The organism is Bacillus sp. FSL R5-0654 (assembly GCF_038008745.1).
Taxonomy (GTDB): Bacteria; Bacillota; Bacilli; order Bacillales; family Bacillaceae; genus Bacillus; species Bacillus safensis.
Window position 1 is genome coordinate 3,244,997 of sequence record NZ_JBBOZV010000001.1, and the last position, 22,190, is coordinate 3,267,186.

General features: G+C 39.0%; 25 protein-coding genes. 2 read left to right on the plus strand and 23 right to left on the minus strand.

Translation table 11 applies throughout. The annotated features are described in order from the left end of the window. Positions 1-41: 41 nt before the first annotated feature. From prfB to NSS76_RS16735, 23 genes are all read right to left on the minus strand, one after another. Positions 42-1,143 (minus strand): peptide chain release factor 2 gene (gene prfB / locus NSS76_RS16625; RefSeq protein ID WP_098677688.1). Its coding sequence is split into 2 segments (ribosomal slippage): positions 42-1,070 and positions 1,072-1,143, totalling 1,101 coding nucleotides; the frame shifts between segments, so codons are not numbered across the junction. Between the two features lie 67 nt (positions 1,144-1,210). Beyond that, positions 1,211-3,736, minus strand: a complete 2,526-nt coding sequence (gene secA, locus NSS76_RS16630) for a preprotein translocase subunit SecA (protein ID WP_024423607.1) — start codon at positions 3,734-3,736, stop codon at positions 1,211-1,213. Positions 3,737-3,934: 198 nt separating this feature from the next. Further along, positions 3,935-4,498 (minus strand): ribosome hibernation-promoting factor, HPF/YfiA family, encoded by a 564-nt coding sequence (hpf, locus tag NSS76_RS16635; protein WP_024423608.1) that lies wholly within the window; start codon positions 4,496-4,498, stop codon positions 3,935-3,937. A 188-nt stretch (positions 4,499-4,686) separates the two neighbouring features. Continuing rightward, on the minus strand, positions 4,687-6,372 hold the full coding sequence (locus tag NSS76_RS16640) for a methyl-accepting chemotaxis protein (RefSeq protein WP_341082475.1): 1,686 nt from the start codon (positions 6,370-6,372) through the stop codon (positions 4,687-4,689). A gap of 33 nt (positions 6,373-6,405) precedes the next feature. Next, the gene (locus NSS76_RS16645) at positions 6,406-6,786 is read right to left on the minus strand and encodes a hypothetical protein (protein WP_024426250.1); all 381 of its coding nucleotides are present in this window, start codon (positions 6,784-6,786) and stop codon (positions 6,406-6,408) included. Between the two features lie 13 nt (positions 6,787-6,799). Further along, positions 6,800-7,141 carry a flagella biosynthesis regulatory protein FliT gene (fliT, locus tag NSS76_RS16650; RefSeq protein ID WP_024423611.1) on the minus strand — a complete coding sequence of 114 codons (342 nt, stop codon included), beginning with the start codon at positions 7,139-7,141 and terminating at the stop codon, positions 6,800-6,802. Continuing rightward, entirely contained in the window at positions 7,138-7,542 is a 405-nt protein-coding gene (fliS, locus tag NSS76_RS16655) for a flagellar export chaperone FliS (RefSeq protein WP_024423612.1), read from the minus strand. The genes fliT and fliS overlap by 4 nt, the downstream gene beginning before the upstream one ends. 17 nt (positions 7,543-7,559) lie before the next feature. Beyond that, on the minus strand, positions 7,560-9,074 hold the full coding sequence (locus NSS76_RS16660) for a flagellar hook-associated protein 2 (protein WP_044335546.1): 1,515 nt from the start codon (positions 9,072-9,074) through the stop codon (positions 7,560-7,562). Positions 9,075-9,093: 19 nt separating this feature from the next. Continuing rightward, positions 9,094-9,435: a flagellar protein FlaG gene (gene flaG, locus NSS76_RS16665; protein WP_034281093.1), complete on the minus strand. Its 342-nt coding sequence runs from the start codon at positions 9,433-9,435 to the stop codon at positions 9,094-9,096. Between the two features lie 161 nt (positions 9,436-9,596). Continuing rightward, a complete protein-coding gene (csrA, locus tag NSS76_RS16670) occupies positions 9,597-9,821 on the minus strand; it encodes a carbon storage regulator CsrA (protein WP_008360181.1) in 225 nt (74 codons plus the stop codon). Beyond that, on the minus strand, positions 9,815-10,249 hold the full coding sequence (gene fliW, locus NSS76_RS16675; protein ID WP_024423615.1) for a flagellar assembly protein FliW: 435 nt from the start codon (positions 10,247-10,249) through the stop codon (positions 9,815-9,817). Before fliW ends, csrA begins: the two co-directional genes overlap by 7 nt. Positions 10,250-10,277: 28 nt before the next feature. Beyond that, entirely contained in the window at positions 10,278-10,856 is a 579-nt protein-coding gene (locus NSS76_RS16680) for a DUF6470 family protein (protein ID WP_024426253.1), read from the minus strand. 46 nt (positions 10,857-10,902) lie between these two features. Beyond that, positions 10,903-11,811 carry a flagellar hook-associated protein FlgL gene (gene flgL, locus NSS76_RS16685; RefSeq protein WP_024423617.1) on the minus strand — a complete coding sequence of 303 codons (909 nt, stop codon included), beginning with the start codon at positions 11,809-11,811 and terminating at the stop codon, positions 10,903-10,905. Positions 11,812-11,820: 9 nt separating this feature from the next. Next, positions 11,821-13,341 carry a flagellar hook-associated protein FlgK gene (gene flgK, locus NSS76_RS16690; protein ID WP_024423618.1) on the minus strand — a complete coding sequence of 507 codons (1,521 nt, stop codon included), beginning with the start codon at positions 13,339-13,341 and terminating at the stop codon, positions 11,821-11,823. 15 nt (positions 13,342-13,356) lie between these two features. After that, positions 13,357-13,839: a flagellar protein FlgN gene (locus NSS76_RS16695; protein WP_024423619.1), complete on the minus strand. Its 483-nt coding sequence runs from the start codon at positions 13,837-13,839 to the stop codon at positions 13,357-13,359. 18 nt (positions 13,840-13,857) lie between these two features. Then, the gene (flgM, locus tag NSS76_RS16700) at positions 13,858-14,121 is read right to left on the minus strand and encodes a flagellar biosynthesis anti-sigma factor FlgM (protein ID WP_024423620.1); all 264 of its coding nucleotides are present in this window, start codon (positions 14,119-14,121) and stop codon (positions 13,858-13,860) included. A gap of 79 nt (positions 14,122-14,200) precedes the next feature. Further along, entirely contained in the window at positions 14,201-14,620 is a 420-nt protein-coding gene (locus NSS76_RS16705; protein WP_024423621.1) for a TIGR03826 family flagellar region protein, read from the minus strand. Between the two features lie 56 nt (positions 14,621-14,676). Next, positions 14,677-15,333: a ComF family protein gene (locus tag NSS76_RS16710; protein ID WP_235356888.1), complete on the minus strand. Its 657-nt coding sequence runs from the start codon at positions 15,331-15,333 to the stop codon at positions 14,677-14,679. Between the two features lie 26 nt (positions 15,334-15,359). Beyond that, complete coding sequence (locus tag NSS76_RS16715; RefSeq protein ID WP_024423623.1) at positions 15,360-15,653, minus strand: late competence development ComFB family protein; 294 nt, start codon at positions 15,651-15,653, stop codon at positions 15,360-15,362. A 48-nt stretch (positions 15,654-15,701) separates the two neighbouring features. Further along, entirely contained in the window at positions 15,702-17,099 is a 1,398-nt protein-coding gene (locus NSS76_RS16720; protein ID WP_318842607.1) for a DEAD/DEAH box helicase, read from the minus strand. A 120-nt stretch (positions 17,100-17,219) separates the two neighbouring features. Further along, positions 17,220-18,062 (minus strand): DegV family protein, encoded by an 843-nt coding sequence (locus NSS76_RS16725; protein WP_024423625.1) that lies wholly within the window; start codon positions 18,060-18,062, stop codon positions 17,220-17,222. A 214-nt stretch (positions 18,063-18,276) separates the two neighbouring features. After that, positions 18,277-18,966 carry a two-component system response regulator DegU gene (degU, locus tag NSS76_RS16730; RefSeq protein ID WP_008348273.1) on the minus strand — a complete coding sequence of 230 codons (690 nt, stop codon included), beginning with the start codon at positions 18,964-18,966 and terminating at the stop codon, positions 18,277-18,279. A gap of 64 nt (positions 18,967-19,030) precedes the next feature. After that, positions 19,031-20,206 (minus strand): sensor histidine kinase, encoded by a 1,176-nt coding sequence (locus NSS76_RS16735; RefSeq protein WP_003213166.1) that lies wholly within the window; start codon positions 20,204-20,206, stop codon positions 19,031-19,033. A gap of 220 nt (positions 20,207-20,426) precedes the next feature. Between NSS76_RS16735 and NSS76_RS16740 the strand changes: the two genes are divergently transcribed. Beyond that, a complete protein-coding gene (locus NSS76_RS16740) occupies positions 20,427-21,095 on the plus strand; it encodes a YigZ family protein (RefSeq protein WP_012011434.1) in 669 nt (222 codons plus the stop codon). Beyond that, a complete protein-coding gene (locus NSS76_RS16745; RefSeq protein WP_034623744.1) occupies positions 21,080-22,171 on the plus strand; it encodes an LCP family protein in 1,092 nt (363 codons plus the stop codon). The genes NSS76_RS16740 and NSS76_RS16745 overlap by 16 nt, the downstream gene beginning before the upstream one ends. The last annotated feature ends 19 nt before the right edge of the window (positions 22,172-22,190 follow it).

Consider the following 22,190-nt stretch of genomic DNA (forward strand, 5'->3'; position numbering starts at 1 on the left):
ATTTTCTCACAATTAAAAAAACCCGGCAAGAAGCCGAGTTTTTATGATAATTTCGAACGCAGGTACGCATCGATAAATGAATCTAAATCTCCATCCATCACCGCTTGAACATTTCCCATCTCCGTATTGGTTCGATGGTCTTTCACAAGAGAATAAGGGTGGAATACATAAGAGCGGATTTGGCTTCCCCAGCCAATTTCTTTCTGCTCTCCTCTGATTTCATCCAATTCTGCCTGCTGTTCTTCGATCCGTTTTTGATAAAGTTTCGATTTCAGCATTTTCATCGCACGTTCTCTGTTTTTAATTTGTGATCTTTCTGTTTGGCACGTCACGACGACATTCGTTGGAATATGTGTGATACGAACGGCAGAGTCCGTCGTATTCACGTGCTGCCCACCTGCTCCGCTTGCACGATACGTATCTACCTTGATATCCTCTGTCCGAATATCAATATCAATTTCTTCATTGAATTCCGGCATGACATCACAGGAAACGAAGGATGTATGTCTGCGGCCAGAAGAATCAAAAGGAGAAATACGAACCAAACGATGGACACCTTTTTCAGCTTTTAAGTAACCGTACGCGTTATGCCCTTTGATGAGCAAAGTCACAGACTTAATTCCTGCCTCATCACCTGGAAGGTAATCAAGCGTTTCGACCTTAAAGCCTCTGCGCTCTGCCCAGCGAGTGTACATTCGCAGAAGCATAGAACCCCAGTCCTGTGATTCAGTACCGCCTGCACCTGGGTGAAGCTCCAGAATGGCATTGTTTTTATCATAAGGTTCGCTTAAAAGAAGCTGCAGCTCAAATTCGTTAAACTGCTTCGTTAAGTTCTTCAGCTCTTTTTCAAGCTCTGCATGAAGCTCCTCGTCATAATCTTCCTTTAATAAGTCATGCGTCATTTGCAGCTCTTCATGTGATTCACTGAGCTCATGGTAGGAATTCACAGAATCCTTCAGTGCATTGGCTTCATTAATAACGCCTTGAGCCTTTTGCTGATCATTCCAAAAATCAGCCTCTGACATCGTCGCTTCAAGCTCTGCGATTTTGGCCTCTTTTGTTTCTAAGTCAAAGAGACCCCCTAAAATCAGCTAGCCTGCTAGCCATATTTTCAAGCTCTTGTCTAATTTCTACTAATTCCATATCCTTCACCTCATAGATGTATGGGGGCTGACATGAATAGAAAGAGGTTTTCACCTCTTTCCATTACTTATTCTGTCTTCCCATGACAATTTTTATATTTCTTGCCGCTTCCGCAGTGACATGGGGAGTTTCGTCCAATGTCTACGACTTTACGTACCGGCTTCTTCTTCACTGTCTTCTCCTCATCGCCCTCTTGCGGCTGATGAGCCGTTGTTTGACCTTGAACCACTTCTTCACGTTCTAGGTTGTTTTGGATTTCTGATTTCAAGACATACTTGGCCACGTCATCTTCAATTGAAGCAACCATATGCTCAAACATCGCAAAGCCTTCCATTTGGTATTCACGAAGCGGATTCGTTTGTGCGTACGCACGTAAATGAATACCTTGACGCAGCTGATCCATTGCATCGATATGGTCCATCCACTTCGAATCCACCGCACGAAGAACGATGACTTTTTCAAATTCACGCATTTGTTCTTCGCCAAATGTTTCTTCTTTTGCATCGTATTTTTCTTTAATACGATCCATGATGAAGCTTGTGATTTCATCTGCTTCTTTACCGAAGATATCTTTGACCGTAATGGCACCTTCGTCTAAATAGTTCGTGTTGATTAATTCAACAAGACCATCTAGTTTCCATTCTTCAGGCAGCTCTTCTTTTGGTGTATAAGATCCCACAGCACGCTCAATTGAAGATTGGATCATATTGATGACAATTGATTTTAAGTTGTCAGAATCGATGACTTCAAAACGCTGTTTGTAGATTACTTCACGCTGTTGACGAAGCACATCGTCGTATTGCAGAAGCTGCTTACGGGAATCAAAGTTGTTCCCCTCTACACGTTTTTGAGATGATTCAACGGCTTTAGACACCATTTTACTTTGGATTGGTGTAGAGTCATCCATGCCAAAGCGGTCAAGCATCGCCATCGTCCGCTCTGCACCAAATCGGCGCATCAATTCATCTTCCATGGAGAGATAGAATTGGGTAATCCCTGGGTCTCCTTGACGTCCAGAACGTCCGCGAAGCTGGTTATCAATACGACGGGATTCATGACGCTCTGTCCCGATAACAGCCAGACCACCAAGTTCTTTTACACCTTCGCCAAGCTTGATGTCTGTACCACGTCCTGCCATGTTTGTTGCAATGGTCACAGCACCTTTTTGACCAGCCTCTTCAATAATTTGTGCTTCACGCTCATGGTTTTTTGCGTTTAACACTTGATGAGGAATGCCTTTATTTTTAAGCAGCTTAGAAATAAGCTCAGATGTCTCAACTGCTACTGTTCCGACAAGAACTGGCTGCCCTGTCATATAGCGCTGCGCAACATCCTCAGCCACTGCTTTAAATTTACCATCCATTGTGCGGTAAATTAAATCAGGTCTGTCATCACGAACCACTGGTTGGTTGGTCGGGATTGACACAACCTGCATGTTGTAAATGTTACGGAATTCTTCTTCTTCTGTTTTTGCTGTACCAGTCATACCAGATAATTTTTCATACATACGGAAGTAGTTCTGGAACGTAATTGTTGCTAGTGTCATGCTTTCGTTCTGCACTTCAAGACCTTCTTTTGCCTCGATGGCTTGATGCAGACCTTCACTATAACGGCGTCCTTTCATTAAACGTCCTGTGAAGGAGTCAACGATGACTACTTGGCCTTCTTCTACCACATAATCCACGTCTTTTTGCATCGCAACATGTGCCTTCAGCGCCTGAGCGATGTGATGGTTCAGCGCGACATGTTTGACATCAAACAGGTTTTCAATGCCGAATGCTTTTTCCGCCTTCGTCATTCCGCTTTCAGTCAGCTGCACACTTTTTGTTTTAATATCATACGTGAAATCATCTTCGATTTTTAATGTGCGGACAAATGCATTGGCTTGTACATAAAGCTTTGTTGATTTCGCAGCTTGTCCTGAAATAATAAGAGGTGTTCTCGCTTCATCAATTAAAATGGAGTCAACCTCATCGATCACGGCATAATGAAGCGGTCTCTGAACCATTTGCTCTTTGTAAAGCACCATGTTATCTCGTAAATAGTCAAAGCCGAGTTCATTGTTTGTTGAATACGTGATATCAGCGGCGTACGCTTCTCTTTTTTCATCTTTGTCTAAGCTGTTTAAGTTTAAGCCGACTGTTAAACCAAGAAACTCAAAAATTTTGCCCATTTCCTGCGCATCACGGCTTGCCAAATATTCGTTGACTGTCACGATGTGGACGCCTTTTCCAGAAAGAGCATTTAAATAAACAGGCATTGTTGATGTCAATGTTTTACCTTCACCTGTTTTCATTTCAGCGATGTTACCTTCGTGAAGCGCGATGCCCCCCATGAGCTGCACCTTAAACGGGAACATTCCTGTTACGCGGCGGGATGCCTCGCGAACCGTTGCAAATGCTTCAACCAGCAGGTCATCCACGGATTGTCCTTTTTCAAGTTTTTCTTTAAATTCAATCGTTTTATTTCGTAAAGCCTCGTCAGATAATTTTTCAAAATCTTGAGCGAGAGCTTCGATTTCATTTGCCTTTTTTTCATATCGGCTGATCGTACGTTTCGTAGGATCAAACACTTTGTTTAAGATTCCAAGCATATAATAACGCTCCTCTATTTCATGCAATTTTTCGGCATGTCCAAAAGTTTGACAGGTCCATATTTACCTGCATTTATCATACCATACCTTCTTTCATTTCCAAAGAATTTGCCATAATTTCGCACAAAAAACCCGCCCCTAATGAAGGGAACGGGTTTACTTTATTTAGGTTGTTTTTAAATCAGCATCAACTGATATTTAAGCGTTTGGCTCAATGAGTCCATATTTACCGTCATTTCGGCGATAAACCACATTGGTCAAATTTGTCTCAGCATTTGTGAAAACGAAGAAACTATGACCTAACATGTTCATTTGGAGAATGGCCTCTTCACTATCCATCGGCTTTAAGTTGAAACGTTTTTGTCTGACGATTTCTGTTTCATCAATCTCTTCGTCATCTTGAACTGCTACTTCAGCCGTACCATTTCCTCCAGCAAATAAGTGCTTTTTGGCACCTTGCTCGCGGAATTTACGGTTTACTTTTGTTTTGTGCTTTCTAATTTGACGTTCTAATTTACTGGCTGCTAGGTCTACTGCATTGTACATATCCTCATTATGCACCTCAGCTCGAAGTGCTAGATCAGTCATTGGAATGGTAACCTCAACTTTAGATTCTTGATCGTTGTAAAACTTCAAGTTCACGTTGACTGAAGCATCTACATCTGTCTCAAAATAACGCTCCAGCTTTCCAATTTTTTTCTCGACATGATCTCTTAGTGCAGGTGTTACGTCGATGTTTTCTCCTCTGACATTGTAATTCATGTAAAGAACGCCTCCTTTAAAATTAAGGATATGTAAACCTATTTCTACTTTTCCCTCCTTTTCTCCTGCTCAAACGTAAAAAAAATGTGAATATTTATTGAAATTTGTCGAATTTTGCGGTGCTTCAACTGTTGCTTGATAGGTGATGAATATATATTCGGCTGATTCTTGAAAAAGACCAGCGCACATTAAATGGTAAAAGATGAAATCGATGTTTTCAGCGATTGAGATAAGGATTTTAAATCCTCCGCAGCGGCTTTCATCTCTTCATTGGCGGCTAATGATTCTTCAACAGCAGCAGACATGTACTCTGTTTCTTCTGAGTTTCGTTTCGCACCTTCTTCAATGACACCAACTGTTTGAGAAATTTCCTCTGTACTAGCAGAAATTTGTTCTGCAGTGGCTGACAGCTCTTCTGCTTTCATTGAAATATCACGAATAGATTCCAAGATTTCATGGAAGCTCTGTTCAGATAATTGTGATACTTTTACACCCTTTGCTACATCCCGCTCGACCTTCGTCATCGATTGTGATGACTTTTCTGTATCTTTGTTCACGTTTTCGAGTAATTGACTAATTTGATCTGTCAGCTGACTAGATTCTTCTGCCAGTTTTCTCACTTCATCTGCTACAACTGCAAAGCCTCTTCCATGCTCTCCTGCCCTTGCTGCTTCTATAGCTGCGTTTAAAGCAAGCAAATTCGTCTGGTCAGCAATGGCATGGATATGACCTAACAGATCTTGAATGCCTGTAAACTGCGCTTGCACATGGGTCATTGTAGAATGGTGTTCATTCACAGACTCTTTTATAGAACTCATTTGTTTCACAAACTGTTGAATAAGGGCCGCGCCCTCTTCAGCCTTTTCAGTCACTGAAATTGAGTGACCCGAAACATCGGATGTGTGTACAGCTGCATTTTGCATGCCAGTCGACACTTCCTGAATGGCGGATGCTACTTTTCCGACCGCATCTGATTGTTCACGTGAAGCTTCACTGACCTGTTCAATCGAGCTAGATGTCTGCTCACTAGCCGATAACGTTTGACTGATGGTTTCCTCAAATTGAGCAGCAGAATCAGCAAGCTGTCTTGATCCGCTTTGCACCTGCAAAATAAGCTGACGCAAATGAGCCGTCATTTGATTAAAGGCTGTGCCGAGTTGACCAATCTCATTTTTAGAGGTCACTTCAATCTCTTCAAGGGTTAGATCACCATCTGCCATCCTTTTTGCGGCATTTGTGACAGAAACAATTGGTTTTGTCATGCGATGAACAAATCTGATCCCAATCACCAAAAGGCCAACAATAATCGCTGCACTGACCAAAATGAGTGTAAGCAATAATTGATTACTATCTTGATTGAGCTGATTGATTTTTTGATCACGTTGTTTTAGCTGATTTTGAGCGAACTCTTTTGTAAAGGTATGTATTTCTTGTTCGATAGGTTGTAATTCTTGACTGAGGCGGGTGTTGAATTCTTTTTGATTTTGCATATTTAATGAATTAAATAATCGATTTGTTGAGGTGTAGTAGAGATAATTTTTTTCTGAGATTTGATCTAATAGATTTTTTACTTGTTTGTCCGTACTCATTTTCGAAGCTTCTGCTGTTTTCTTATTAATATCTTCATATGTTTGCTCAATTTTCTGCAAATTTTCAGCATCTTGTACGACGACATATGTTTTAATCTGTGCTTCCTGCTTTTGAAGAAGCGCTTCTAATTCCAGCGAGGTCTGATAAAGCTTCACTTCCTTGCTTAATAGCGCTTTATAGGATTGATCTGTTTTGTAATAGAGAAAGCTTGAGAAGCCTAACATACTGACAAACAATACACATATGACAATAAGCCCAATTAAAAATTGATTTTTTAGTCTCATAATTTCCTCCGAATGGTCTGAATTGGACAAAAATTAATGAATGACATACGGCCTCATACAGGCATGTATTTCATCCATCCACTTTCTATATTCAGGTATAAAGTATGTTTTCAGGAATGATTGGAAGTGATTTGAAGGGAATGTATAGAAAGCTAGTATATCAAAACTTAAAAATATTTGATCAAACGAACGAATCGTTTTGGCAAAGTGTTCATTTTCAATAATTGAAAGCAGAAGAGGATGTGTTGTGTCTAAATGAAAGAAGGCATGGATCAGATCATTAAAGATCCGATCCCCTTCTGTTTTGTCAAAATCCTTCTCAATTTCATCTAAATAGTTTAGACTCTCTTCTATCGTGTATAGAAGTTCATAATATGTGGTTAATAAAATATAGTCATTTGAACGATACGCCACAGGTCTCACCTATTTATTTCCGTTTATCGTAGTATACGCCGTCACTCGTTATGGGCTGGTATGGATTTTGATAATTCAGCTGTTTTGTTTTCTTTTTTTGAATGGCTTGAATATCTGCTTTTATCCCATTTTGGATAACCGTTAATTGTTGCGCCATCTGTTGATCTGTTTGGATGATTTCTCGAATTTTCTCTTTTTCTTGATCCGTCAATTCATGCTGTATATCTCTCATTAATTCGTCTCTCTCAATTAAAAAGGCATCAAAGTCTTCAACAAGTGTCTCACTTTGCGGATTTTCCGCTATTTCGGCTGCCATTTTTAATGTTTGATCATGCAGCTGGTCCACAATACTCATAGAGAACCCCCGATAGAGTGGTGACGGCCTTTTCGATCGGTTTGAATGACTTCCTTCCACGCATCACGGAAATCAGTTACGTACTCTTCTACTTCATTCAATATCTCTTCGTCATTTTGAAGATTGGCTTCTATCAGTCTGCGATAAATGTAATCATACATACTTGCCATACTCTTTGATACGTCATAGGAACGATTTAAGGTGACATTTAATTCTTGAATGATGTTTTGAGCCTTTTTTAGGTTCAAGTTTCTCGTTTCTGCATCCTCTTTTTGAATGGCATGCTTCGCTATTCTGATGAACTTTAAGCAGCCTTCATAAAGCATAAGCGTCAACTCGGCAGGTGTTGCGGTCTCAATAGAATTTTTCTGATAGGCGGCATAAGGGTTCTGTATTGCCATATGTTATAAACCTCCAATTATTGTCCAAGCAGTTGAGAAAGGTAGCCAGATTGGTTGTTTAGCTTTTGAATTGCACTATCCATGGCGTTAAACTTCGTATAGTAACGGGCTTCCACCATTTTTAAACGATCTTGGAATGTACTCATTCGTTTTGTCAAAGAGTCAAGGTCCTTACCAAGTCCATATTCCTTTAATTCCATTGTTGTGCTGCCAGCCTTTGTTTGAATGCTTTTGGTGAAGGCAGATAAGGAATTTTTGACACGATAGATGATTCCTTGTTCTTGATATTGCTGCTGTGCTTTGTTTTTATCCTTTGAATCCACATTTAAACTACCCGAGATGAACATTTGACTGACCTTCTGCGGATCTGCTTCTATGGCTTCTTTTAGTTTCTTTTCATTAATTTCAAGTTTTCCGCCATCTTTATATTTTGATGATGTCGTAATTCCAATTTGCGTGATATGAATTTTATTCGCATCACTTGTCGTAATATCAGCATAAAAATCATTTCTTATTTTAGAGGCGCCAGATCGTAAAATAGAATCACTTCTCAGCAAGCCAGACTTTGCGGTCGTTTCCCATAGCTCCACTTCTTTGTCAGACATCGCTTTTTTCTCTTCTGCCGTTAATGGATGATAGTCTCTGTTTTTCTTTTCATTGACTTTACCATTAATCTGTTCAACGAGCTCATTGTATTTATCAACAAATTGTTTAATTTTATCAAAGATTACATCCACATCTGTTGAAACGTTTAAACTGACGGGCTTATCCGTGGTTCCTTTAAGCTCGTACGTAATACCAGCCTGTGTAAAGGTATTGTTGTTATTCTCCATTTTCAGACCATTAATCTCGTATTGCGCCTTCTGTCCTTGAGTGGTCGCAACTAATTTGTTATCTCCATCTACTTGGAAGCCTAATTGCGTTAAAAATGAAGCCGAATTGCCATCAGCTGCTTTAATACTGACACCTTCACCCGTTGTCCGAGAAGTAAGTGCGATTGTATCCACGTAGTTAGTTCCATCAAAGATTTGGCCTTTGTAAGCCGTCACACCTAATTGCGAGTTGTTCAGACTTTTCACGATGTCATCAATTGTATCGGAATCAGAAGTATTGATCGTCACCGTTTTCGGTTTTGTCGAATCTGGTGTCATCACCTCAAAAGTAAAAGTGCCGTTTGCTGGTGTATATCCGGAAGTACCAGAAGATTTAAAGACGGAAGCTGTCGCTAGTTGAGTGACATGAATAGAGCCAGAGGTCGCATTTGTTGATCCAGTTGCTGTGACAGCAGATTCATTTGAGCTTGTCACTTTTTTGGCGCCATATGTACTTGGAAGCGTTAAGTTTAAGCTGTTAATCAAATCATCTAATTCTTTGACTTTCGAATTCACCTCGCGATAGCTGTCTCTTTGCCATTCCAGCGTTTGTTTCTGACGTGTCATTGTATCAAGAGGTGCTTGCTCCGTTTTCATCAGCTTTGATACGATTTCATCAATATCGAACACATTTGAAAATCCAGTAATACGATTGACCATTGTTATGTTCTCCCTTCATTTACATTCTTTTATCTACAAATAGACCGACAATTTCTGTCATTGCCGCATAGAAATCAAGCCATTCCTTGGACGGAATTTCTCTAATAACTTCATCTGTTTGGTTATCTACGACTTTGACATAATATTCATTGAGTTTTTCATGTAATTCAAATTGAAGATGAAATTGAGTAGGTTCAATCAGCTTGTTTGCGCCTTGAAGCGTTTTTTCAATTTCTTCTTTTGAAACAGCCCTGCCATTTGCTTGTGAGTCAGAGTTTACATTGTCATTCTGGTTATTAGAAACACGGGTTTGAAATGCATCGATAATTGGCTCTAATGATGTCAACTTACCAACAGACATAGTTATTCAGCTCCTGTGCTTTAATCTATCTTTTATATCGGCTTTGAATTTGCAAATTAAATATAGATGGACCGATTTGTTAAAGTTTCCTATAGATTATGAACATCTGTATCGAAACGCTTTCACACGGAGATGGACAACTGAATTGAATAAAAAAATCCTCACTTTTTTTGTGAGGATAATTGAGAGAGGAGATCTAAGGATAAGCTCGCAGCACGATTGTTCTCTTCTTGAATAGACAGGTACACTTCTTTCCTGTGAATATCAATGTGCTTAGGAGCCTCAATCCCGACTTTCACTTGATCACCCTCGATTGAAATAATCTTAACTTCAATATCATCGCCTATTTGAATCGACTGGTTTAATTTACGAGACAGCACTAACATGAGGATGCCACCTCTAACAAATGTTTTGTATGATAGGCTGAATCATGCAAAATCACCTGCTTGGCTTTCATGTTTTTTCGGTTCACAATAATAGGCGCTCTTAAATTGGCTGTCGTTTTTTCAATAGATGATTCCATTGTTAAAATAACCATCACTTCCACATCATTGGCATCTTCTACTTCTAGAATGTCTACAACCGTTTCATCTAAATCAAATTCGTATTGATTGAAAAATAAAAACGGGCTGCTGACGATAAAACCTAATGCCGAGTTATTTAATGATTGAAGAACTAAAAATGGAGACTCTTCTGATAAAGGCAAAATGACAAACTGTTTTTGATCCAGAAATCCTGGTATCCCGTTAGAGAAGTGAATGATTTGCTCCTCTTTGATTGTCACTTCACCATGGTATTTTGTTTGAATGATCATAATTCACGACCTTTTTCGTTTTTCTTAACTATACCTTATCACCATTTTGGCCCGTTTCGTCAACTTCTATTTTTAATTCTGGATATTGTAACATATCAATATTGACCTTACCTGGCTGGTAGTTAACGATTGGTTTATGAGGTGTGGCCTCTATGATAGCTTTTTGCGGCTCCACATCAATTTGAAGCTCAGAAGGCTGATAATGAATTTTCACACTAAAGAATGAAGGTATCACACCAATGGTGAATTGTTTTGCTGGGGGACTGCCATTGATTTTGGCAAACTCAGCAATCGCATTCCCACCATTCTCGATCTTGATGAGTTCACTTCCTTCTTCCGCTCTGCGACCCATTCCTTCTCCAACAGCACGCTTCCCCTCAGCTGCCCATTCCTCAGAACGCCTAAAAATTGACTTGATGTCCATATCGGCAAACGCCTCGGTTTGATCAATGGTTAATTTCGACGGTGTCCTTTTGATATTCATGACAGCTCGTGGCTGCTGAATCTCAAGATCAGCTTGTGGCTGCTCTACTTCTTGCCGAGAAGGAGTTGTCGACATTTGAAGCTTTGCATAGGTTTGCTGCATTAACAATCTAGGGATTTGCATATGTTCACCTCCATGATGCAAAAAAGCACCCATCGGATGCTTTTTATTATCTTAAGAAATCTACAAGGGATGGCTGAATGACTTTAGCTGTTGTCGCTAAAGCAGCTCTATTCACCGTCTCTTGTTGAAGAAGATCAAGAATTGCCTTTTCACTTTCAACATCTTCATTATCTGATTTAGCATTTTTCAGTACTTGGTATTGTGAAGTCAAACGACTTCCTACTAAGTCAACACGATTCGAACGCGCTCCTAGGTCGGATCGCTCAGCACTCATCACTTCTTTGAACTGATCGATACTTCCTAGTGCATCATCAGAATTCGCAAACGTTCCATTTTTCAATGAGTTTTCTAAATCAGTCAGCATTTCAATGACATTTTGACCGTTAGCCTGTCCGCCAAACGCTGAGATTGGATTTGAGTTTACATTTAAAGTGATACCATCAGAAATATTCGCTTGAACAGCATTCGCATCTGTATAATTTTCGAAGTTAAATGTATAAGTTCCGTCTGCATTCTCAACAACTGGTTTAACATTTGTATTTGTCCCATTAAATACGAACTTACCTAGCATTTGAGTGTTCATTGCATCAATGATTTGATTCTTCATCTGGCCAATTTCCACTCCGATAGCTGCTAAATCTTCGGGCTGCTTTGTTCCATTTGCCGCATCAAGCACTTTATCTCGTATATTTGACATAATATCAATGATTTCAGTGACACTTGTTTCAGATGTATCAATCCAGTTTTGTGCTTCATTTAAGTTATTTTTATATTGTTCATTTCGAAACAAGGCAGTACTATATTGAAGGCTTTTTACTGCTGCAACAGGATCATCAGACGTTTTTGTAAAACGTTTGCCTGTTTGTGCCTGCTCATTAATTTTAGAAAGTTTTTCATAACTTTTACTAATATTTCGAAGTGAGTTTTGAGAAATCATACCTTGTGTGACTCGCATCCGTTATCCCTACCTTCCTACGACACCCATGCCGTTTATGACCTTATCCAATACTTCATCTTGTAATGTCATAATTCTCGCAGCCGCATTATATGCATGCTGGAATTGGATCATATTCGTCATTTCTTCATCAATGGAGACAGCGCTAGTCGACATTCTACGTTCATTGGCTGAATTGACAAGAGCAGCTGAACTGCTTTCAAGCGTCATGTTCTTTTTCCCTTGTACCCCCATCTCAGCAATAACATTTTGGTAATAATCCTGAATTGTCGTTGTATTGCCGCCGATTGGTAACTTTAAGTCTTGTATATTAGCTAATTTCGTAGCATTCGAACCGTCACCTTGTGTTTGATTGAGAGATGCAGCAATATTATCTGTTGATGCTAAAATGACATCGCTCACTTTAATACGAGCTGCCAAACCTTTATTCAACTCATTGTTATTTTCGATATCAAAAAAGTCTTGTCCACTTGCACCATTTAACGTATACCCCTGCTTATGTACATCGTTAAATGTATCCATGAATACTTTTGCTACTTCATCCAGCTCTGCAAGCATATCTGGATACATGCCTTTTTCAGCACCGTTTGACATGTAGCCATAAGCCTCAACAAGTGCTTTTACTTTACCGTTCACTTGTAATTGATCCGCTGCAATTGTTGTTGTTCCGAATTGTAGTGAGTTAACAAGTCCCGTTGTATTATCATAAGAGATTTGCAGTTCAGACTTTTCGTTCGTAATACCATTCAAAATGTTTCCAGCTGATTGTCCATTTGCACCGATAATGTCGATGTTGACAGTTCCTTCAGCAATTTTGAGCGCATTACCGCCAGGTGGATTGTAACTGACCTTAATATCAACAAGTGAGGATAATTGATCGACCAAAGTATCACGTGTATCATAAAGATCATTTGGAAGATATCCATTTGGCTCAACTGCTGCAATCTGTTTGTTCACTTCATCTATTTGAGATAAAAGAGTGTTTACATCTTTGGCCGTTGAATCGAGTTCGGTTTTCAAATTCTTTTGTATCGTTGTTAAAGAAGAATTGAGCAGACGGAATTGATCAACTAAAGCCTGTGCACTTGTTTTAACAACTGTACGTGCAGAAGCTGTATCAGCATTTTTTGATTCCGATAAGACCTGTAATGATTTCCATAGATTATCAAAAGCTCTGTTCAAGCCTTCATCCGTCAAATCATTCATAACCCCTTCCATCTGTGAAAGGGCATCTGACTTCGTTGAGTAGTAAGATAAGTTATTATTATGATCTCTGTATTGTAGATCTAAAAAGCTGTCTCGAATTCTTTCAACCGTTCCAACTTGTACGCCAGTCCCCATTTGGCCATACGTCTTGCCGTCATAAACCGAAATGACTGGATAAGGATTTTCTGCTTTAAAGGTCACTCTTTGTCTTGAGTAGCCCTCCGTATTTGCATTGGAGACGTTGTTTGATGTGACATAAAGCCCTGCACGCTGGGCTGTGATTCCTCTTTTTGCCGTTTCTAGTCCCATGAATGTAGAACCCATTGGTATCCTCCTTGTTTACGCCTTTGAATCAAACAAAGCCCTTTGCTGTTTAGGCTTTGAACTCTCAAGACCATTTTGTCCGTAATTCATATTTTCTTTATTAGGGTTAACGAGATCGAATGTCAGTGAAATAAATTGAAGTGACTGCTGAATAAGCTGCTTGTTCAGTTCATTTACATCTTTTAGTTCCACCATGATGTCATTTAGTTTCTCATATAATGAAATGAGCTCTTCTTGATCTGTACCTTCAGCCTTTTCGATACATGCAGTGATGGTTGGTGATTGATCACTTTGTAAAAATTGAACGGTCGCTTCAATTCGTTTTTCTTCTAATTGAGAAATGGCCTGAATATACTTTTGCTCTAAATTCAGGACCTCTGAAAGAGCATCAATCTCATTGCTTTTCAGCATTTCTGTTTTATCCTTAGACAACTTTAAAAGCTGTTCATGCAATCCATAGAGACGATGCAGTTCTTCAATAATTATTTTAACTGACATTCACGCTGCTCCCTTTTGTTATTGTTGTTTATAGAAATTCAGCATTTTATCTGCAATGCCTTTTGTATCTACTTGATATGTTCCGGCTTCAATGCTTTTTTTAATTTGGTCAATTTTATCTTGGCGTTCTCTCATAATATTCGGCACCTTTTGCATTTCGATTGCCTTTTTAGAAATTTCGACTTTATCAGTTGATTTAGCTTGATTCGATTGCAACGTTTGTTTCTCATATGTTTTCTTGTAAGGATTTACTGGTTGTGTTCCATATCGATTAATTTTCACGGGATTCCTCTCGCTTTCCGTTACAGTCTGTCTTGATTCTATCCATTTTATCGACCAAACTGCAACTTAGTTTAGGGAATCAGTCGTTTTTAGGATTAATGGCATAATAGGTGTCTTTTTTCCTAGATTCAATCTCCCTTTTACGCTCCTCTTCTTGGTTCATTTGGCTGATTTGCGAATGAATATCCTGTTCACATTGGCTGCATAGCTTGTTTTTCCTGATCGCTTTGCCACATCTTTCACAAGGATAATTAATATTTGGAAATTGACTAATTTGCAGTCTTTTCAAACGAATAAATTTCAAGATTAATTCTTCATCAACTTCTGTTGCTTCTACTATTTCAGCGATGGTTGATTGTCTATTGCTTTGTTTTCTCAAGAATTTATATACGATATCAAAAGAACGTTCTTCTTCTTCAAAGCATTTGTTACAAACCGTTTGGATGGTGGTTTTTAAAAATAGCTGATTACATTGTGGACAGTTTGCCAATTGATTCATAACCAAAACCCCTTACGTTATTTTCTTTTCTTATTATCGGTTAATTATCATGATTTTTAACTACGTATCAACGTAAAAGAAGAAACACTTTTAGCACCTGCGTCTTTCAAAATTCTTGCCGCATCATAGATGGTTGCTCCCGTTGTATAGATATCATCAACTAATATAATATCCCTTTGAACAATCGCATCTGTTTGCTTTATTTGAAACAATCCTTTTTGATCTAGGCGTTCATTTTTCTTTTTTTTAGACTGCTTACTTTGATGTATTTTCACGAGTGGCTGCAATATTGGCTTATCTAGCAAAGAAGCGATTATCACGGACTGATTAAATCCTCTTTCTTTTAGTCTTTCATGACTTAAAGGAATCGGTATCAGCAATGGGTCTTTTATGCAGAAGGAATGTTTAAATGCTGCTTGTACATCTTTTTGAAACAGCTCAGCTAAAGCCGTATCACCCCGAAATTTAAAGCGGGCAAGGACATCTTTCATCAACTCGTTGTAAGTATAAACTGACCTATTTTTTACAAGGATTTTAATAGAATCAGAGCGTTCATTCCATCTGTTACAGTCCTGGCACAATTGGCCATTTGACTGCGCCCTTCCGCATGTTGGACAAATAGGACGCTCAATCTTTACTAAGTGATTCTTACATGCTACACAAAGGCGATCATCATTTAATAGTAGGAATGATTTCCATGTAAAAGCAGGCACAAAATGTCCCTCGCAAATTTGGCAAATCAATTGGTTTCCTTGTTCAGCAGCAGACGATTTTCACATCTTGGAAATGCAGAGACCTTGGAAGCTGCTTCTGTCAGAATGACCAGCATCGCAGTATTCTTCTGTTTATCCACCATCTCAGATTTACTGTAAGATATTTTATCGATATCTGTTATATATTGTGGTTTCACTTGATTCAGTGAAATCGCTAATACATCTTCCATACACTTTTCACAATGACAAATCATGTTTAATTGGTTGAGATATTGATTGAGAATTTCCTTGAGTAGTATTTCTTTTGCATTGAGTAGCATATTTGTCTCTCCTGCCATTTGTGTATTGTGAATATAATGTACCATGATTTAGTTGAACCCACACTGTTTTTCAGAAAACTCTTTTGCAGCCGTATCATTCATTTTTGCGATATGCTTCTTTGCTTGTTTCATACTTCTCGTTAAACCAAAATGAAAAAGGAAAACATCTCCTGTACAATAATCCGGGTGTCTGCCTACCCGTCCAGATATCTGAACAAGTGCACTCTCTGTAAAAATAGTAGATTCCGAACCTAGTACCCCCACTTGAACATTTGGAATCGTTACGCCTCTTTCTAGAATAGTGGTTGTAACTAGTACATCGTATACGTAATCTCTAAAGTGCTGAACCTTTTGTTTCCTATCCGGATCATCGGCAGATACTCCCTCCACATTTAAGGATTGTTCTCGAAGAATCTTCGTTACCTTCTTCATGGTAGCAATTGAAGGAACAAAAAGTAATATTCTTCTCCTATTTGCAATATGTCTCTGCATCCAATTCATCACTTTAGGGGGCAGCTGGTTCTTTTTTAATTTCTTTTTCCAATGACCGATCCAATGAAAGGTCGGTACGGGTAATGGTTGCTCGTGAAAACGCAAAGGAATTTTTATCGCTTCCAGTTTTCCACGAGAAACCTCTCTCGTCATTTTTTTAGAGGGTGTCGCACTTAAATAAATCCTAACCCCTCTGTTCTTTCTCATCGCCTTTAGAACAGCAAATTGGAGACGCTCATCCATTGAATAAGGGAAGGCATCGACTTCATCTACAATGAGCACATCAAAAGCATTTTTGTATCTCATCAGCTGGTGGGTTGTGGTGATCACAAGCGGTGTTATTTGAAACCTTTGAGAACTACCTCCGTAAAGTACGGTAATTGTCACCCCTTGAAATGCTTTTCTAAGCCGTGGTTCGAGTTCAAGCACTACATCTGTTCTAGGTGTCGCAATACAGACATTCATTCCTTGATTTAACGCATATTCGATTCCGTGAAAAAGTACTTCCGTTTTCCCTGCTCCGCAAACCGCCCAAACAAGTAGATCAAATTTGTTTTTAATAGCTTCAATCATTCTTTCTGACGCTCTTTTTTGTCCTTTAGACAGCTCTCCCTGCCATGTTAATTCGGCTCGACATGTTTCTACCATTTGTGGACCTGTCCATTCATAAAGAAACCCACATTCTGCTACTTTTCCCATCATGATGCATGATCTACAGTACACACAATCCTTTTGACACACTTCACATGGAAAATGAGCGAAATACCGCTTGTGTGATACACCGCACCGGCAGCATGTAAAACCATTTACTTTCCTCTCAATGGCTGGAGACCGATTGACTAAGCCCTTCTCCTCCAGCCAATCTAAATTGGACTGTGGGCACTTTGTTTCAACGGTGAGCAGATGGCGTGAATGCAGCTGCCGCATTAGTTCCATTGCTTTGTCCATATTCAACATTACCAAACACCTTTCAATTGATGTTTGGCTATTATGCGCAAAGACATGACATTTCGTCCAACAGGTAAAATAGAAAAACAAAACCCCTTTTCCATAAGAAAAGAGGTTTTTTAGGAATTATCTAATCACCCAGCCAAGGGCTAAAGAGCCTTCACCTAGATGGGTGCCGATTACGGCACCAAAGTAGCTTTTATAAAATTCAACATGAGGATATTTTTCTGATAAGTGCGCAATTAATTCTTCTGCTTCTTCTTCTCTATTACCATGTATCAGTGTTGCTCTCATCGGAACACCACGTGATGCATCTTCATCAAATAATTCAAAAATACGTGAAATGGCTTTTTTACGTGTGCGAATCTTCTCAAAAGGAACAATTAGCTTGTTGTCAAAATGCAAAATAGGCTTTACCTTTAAGAGGCTTCCAATAAAAGCCTGAGCACCATTTAATCTGCCGCCTCTTTGCAAATGAGTTAAATCGTCTACCATAAAATACGCCCGCTGACTTTCTTTCAGGTAATTTAGATGTGCTAACACTTCTTCTAAAGAAGCACCTTCTTGGATTTTTTCAGCAGCTTCTAACACATAAAAACCTTGTGCCATACAGCTTGTTTCTGTATCAAACGGGTAAATATCAATCCCGTCAACTAGATCATTCGCTGAGACCGCACTATTATACGTTCCACTAATTCCACTTGAAAGGTGGATACTAATCACGGCGTCGTATGTTTCACTTAGTTTTTCATATAAGGCTATTAATTCACCGAAAGCAGGCTGAGAGGTTGTTGGAAGATCTTTGTGTTTTTTGATTTCTTCATAATATGTCTTCCAGTCCATTTCTATTTCTTCACGGTATGATTCACTGCCAAAGATGACGTTAAGGGGGATCATATGAATATTATGTTTATCACGCAGCTCTTGTGGTAGATAAGCAGTACTGTCTGTTACAACGGCTATTTTCATTCTTAAATACCTTCCTTATTCGTTAAGTTACTCTTTTTTATTTTAAAAGAATGATCATTTTTTCATTAGATTTATAATAGTAATCAAAAAAGCCTGCCTAATCAATAGGCAAGCCCGCTATATCCGAAAAAGACTCCTTACCCTGTCTATCATTTCCCTCCACCTAAAATGTGAGAGAATAAAACAGGCGAAAAAGGAGTACTTGTCCGGAACATTATCTCATTTCTACCCAGCCGTTTTTAATAGCTACAACAACAGCTTGTGTACGGTCGTTTACATTCATTTTTTGCAAAATGTTACTCACGTGGTTTTTAACTGTTTTCTCACTAATAAAGAGCGATTCACCGATTCCTCTGTTGCTCTTTCCGTCAGCTAACATTTGAAGAACTTCACATTCACGTCTAGTTAAGATATGAAGTGGTCTGCGAATTTCAGGATATACCTCATGCTGTGGATGTGCTGAAACGCCGCTAGTTGCCAAGCGTCGGAATTCATTTACTAAATTATGAGTGACTTTCGGATGTAAATAAGAGCCTCCGTCAGCTACAACTTTCACTGCTTCGATGAGTGTGTCTGCATCCATTTCTTTTAGCAGGTAGCCTCTCGCCCCTGTTTTCAATGCATGTGTTACATAGTTTTCATCGTCATGAATAGATAGAATAATGACTTTTGATTCGGGATAAAGCTCAACAAGCTGCTTTGTAGCCTCAACACCATTTACATTCGGCATATTAATGTCCATAATGACAACATCCGGATGATAGTGTTCTACGATACGTGCAGCTTCGTCACCGTCGTCTCCTTCTGCAACTACTTCAAAAGTAGGTTCAAAATCTAAAATCCGTTTGACACCTTCACGGAATAATTGGTGGTCATCAATAATTACAATATTTACTTTAGTCACAAGCTACGCCTCCCCATGTTTATTGTTCTACACCTGAACTTTATGGTCAATATGTCTTTTGACTCTATTTTACAATTTTATTTTGCAATGTTAGTGGCACGCGAATCATGATGAATGTCCCTAGACCTATTTTTGAGTCTATGGTCATTTTACCTTCCAGTAAGTCTACGCGTTCTTTCATGCCAAGTAAACCGAAGGATTTGTTTTTGTTTGTTTTCACATCTTTCATATCAAAGCCTTTTCCATCGTCTTTAATAATTAAGGTCACAAAGTCTTTCGTTACTTCTACTTTGACAGAGATTTCTTCAGCTTCAGAATGTTTTAATGAATTTGTGACAGCTTCTTGGGCTAGTCTAAACAGTGCTACTTCAAATTGAGAAGCAATTCTTTCGCTTTCTGTATCACCTAGGCATTGGAACGTAATTTTGGTTTTCCCATCATATTCTTCAATTGTGTTTAAGTATTTTCTCAGTGTCGGAATCAGACCCAAATCATCTAAAGCCATCGGTCTTAAATCATAAATGATTCTTCTCACTTCGTACAGTGCATTTCGCACATTCTGTCTGAGACTTCTAATTTCTTTAAAACCTTCTTCTGTTCCGCGGTCTCTAAAAATCCGTTCAATTAATTCGGAACGCATCATCACGTTTGCCAGCATTTGAGCAGGGCCGTCATGAATTTCCCGAGACACTCTTTTGCGTTCTTCTTCTTGGGCTTCAATAATTCTCAGCCCAAAATCTTGTTTTGCCTGAGCATCTTCAAGTAAAACGCCAACCTGGCGTAAATCCTGGTTGAGATAGTTGAGAACAACTGTAATCTGACTCACAAGCGTTTCAGAACGTTCAATGACGTCTTGTAAGCTTAATAATCGTCTTTCCAGATCGTCTCTTCTTTCTCTCAGCTGCTTCTCGCGCTGCTGAATCATGGTGAGTTCCACTTGCAAGTTATGTGCTTTTTCGTAGGCCTCACGTATTTCTTCTTCGCTGAATTTGTTGAAGTTTCTGCTGACCTCAGATAAGCGGTTTCTAGCATGTCTTGTATGGACTTCCAGCTTATCCCCAAAATCAATTACTTCGTTTACTTGCTGTTTGATTTGCTTCAGCTCTTCTACTAGGCTTTCATATTGTTGACGGGACTGTTCGCCTATTCTAAATACTTCGTCCTTGCTGCCATCAACTGTACTTAGCATTTTCATGATGATTGAATCCAATAATTTCGGATCCATTTTGGGTGTTGTCATGGCTTTTCCCTCCCGTAACAGTGATGTCATCTTTTTTTATTATAAATGTCATTGATCTGCATTTTATGTCGAATTATAATGAAAGAATGCGTATAATCATGAAGTTTTTATGACGACCCTTTTTCCGCTCCTATCATCATAACAAAATACGCTGTAAAATTCTAAAACCAATGCAAATTTTCACTAGTCTTACAATTTGCTTGTCAGGAGGGTATGTCTTTTGCTGAATCGCTATCTTACAGTAAAAAGTCGTGGCGAGCATGAGATCGTCATTGAAAAATCACGTTTTATTTGTCATATACAGCGTGCTGTTTCAGAAGAAGAAGCACAAGCATTTATACAATCCATTAAAAAACAACATTGGAATGCCACACATAATTGTTCAGCCTATCTCATTGGTGAACATGACCTGATTCAAAAAGCGAATGATGATGGTGAACCAAGCGGTACAGCAGGTGTGCCAATGCTTGAAGTGCTAAAAAAACGGAAGCTGAAAGATACAGTCGTTGTGGTCACTCGTTATTTCGGCGGTATCAAGCTAGGTGCCGGTGGATTGATTCGTGCCTACGGAAAATCTGTATCAGAAGCTATCAACCATGTTGGAATGGTAGAGCGCTGTTTAATGCGTACAATGCACACAACAATAGATTATACATGGCTTGGAAAGGTAGAGAATGAGCTTAGAGCCTCATCTTTTCAGTTAAAAGAAATCCATTATGCAGAAGATGTTATTTTTGAGACATATGTCGAAGAAACACAAACAGAGCAGTTCATTGAGTGGATGACTGAGCTGACAAATGGAAAGAGTGTTACAAAAGAAGGCGAACTGATTTATTTAGAAAAGGACATTGGTCCGATAAAGGAGACAGATGAATGGCACAACGAGTAAAAGTGCGTGTACGAAAGAAAAAGAGTAAGAAGAAGAGAATTATCAAACGTATTCTGGTCTTATTTTTGCTTCTTATCATCTGCATGGGCGGATTTGCAGTATATAAAATCGTCAATACTCTTCAAGCTGCTGACAAAACATATGATGAACTAAACCGTGGAGAGAAATCGAATCTTCGTGATGCTGTCATTGATATTAAGAAAAAACCTTTCTCTGTATTATTTGTCGGAATTGAGGATTATGCCACAAAGGGTGATCATGGCCGTTCAGATTCACTCATTGTCGCAACGATTAACCCTCAAGACAAAACGATGAAAATGGTTAGTATTCCTCGTGACACACGCGTACAGCTTGCAAGTGATACAACAGGAAGTAAAGAAAAGATTAATGCAGCATTTGCAAAAGGTGGTAAAGATGAAACGATTGAAACTGTCGAACAATTCTTGCATATTCCGATTGATAAGTATGCAACCGTTGATTTTGACGGATTCAAGGATGTCATTGATGAAGTCGGCGGAATTGATATCGATGTTCCATTTGACTTCAATGAAAAAAGTGATGTTAAAAAATCGAAAAAGATTTACTTCAAAAAAGGCAATATGCATTTAAACGGGGAAGAAGCACTTGCTTACGCACGGATGAGAAAACAAGATCCACGCGGTGATTTTGGACGTAACGATCGTCAGAAACAAATTTTACGTGCAATGATTGATCAAATGGCGAAGCCAAATAACATTGCGAACGTCGATAACATTGCTAAAGAAGTCAGTGATCACATTACGACCAATTTTCGTATCACAGAAGGTCTTGCCCTTCAGCAAATCTACAGCGGATTTAAAGGAGACGACACAGAAACTCTTTCTATTAAGGGATCAGACCTTTATTTAGGGCCAAATCGCACGTATTACTTTGAGCCAGATCCGACCAATTTAGCTAACGTACAAAATGAATTACGGACGCATTTAAAGCTTCCTACTGAATCTTCAACTGAAACAGATTCACAAACCAATCCGTCCTCTGGTGAAACAGGGTCAAGTGATACAACTAACTCATCGACCAGCACACCTGGACAATAATAAAAACAGCCCAGTTCCT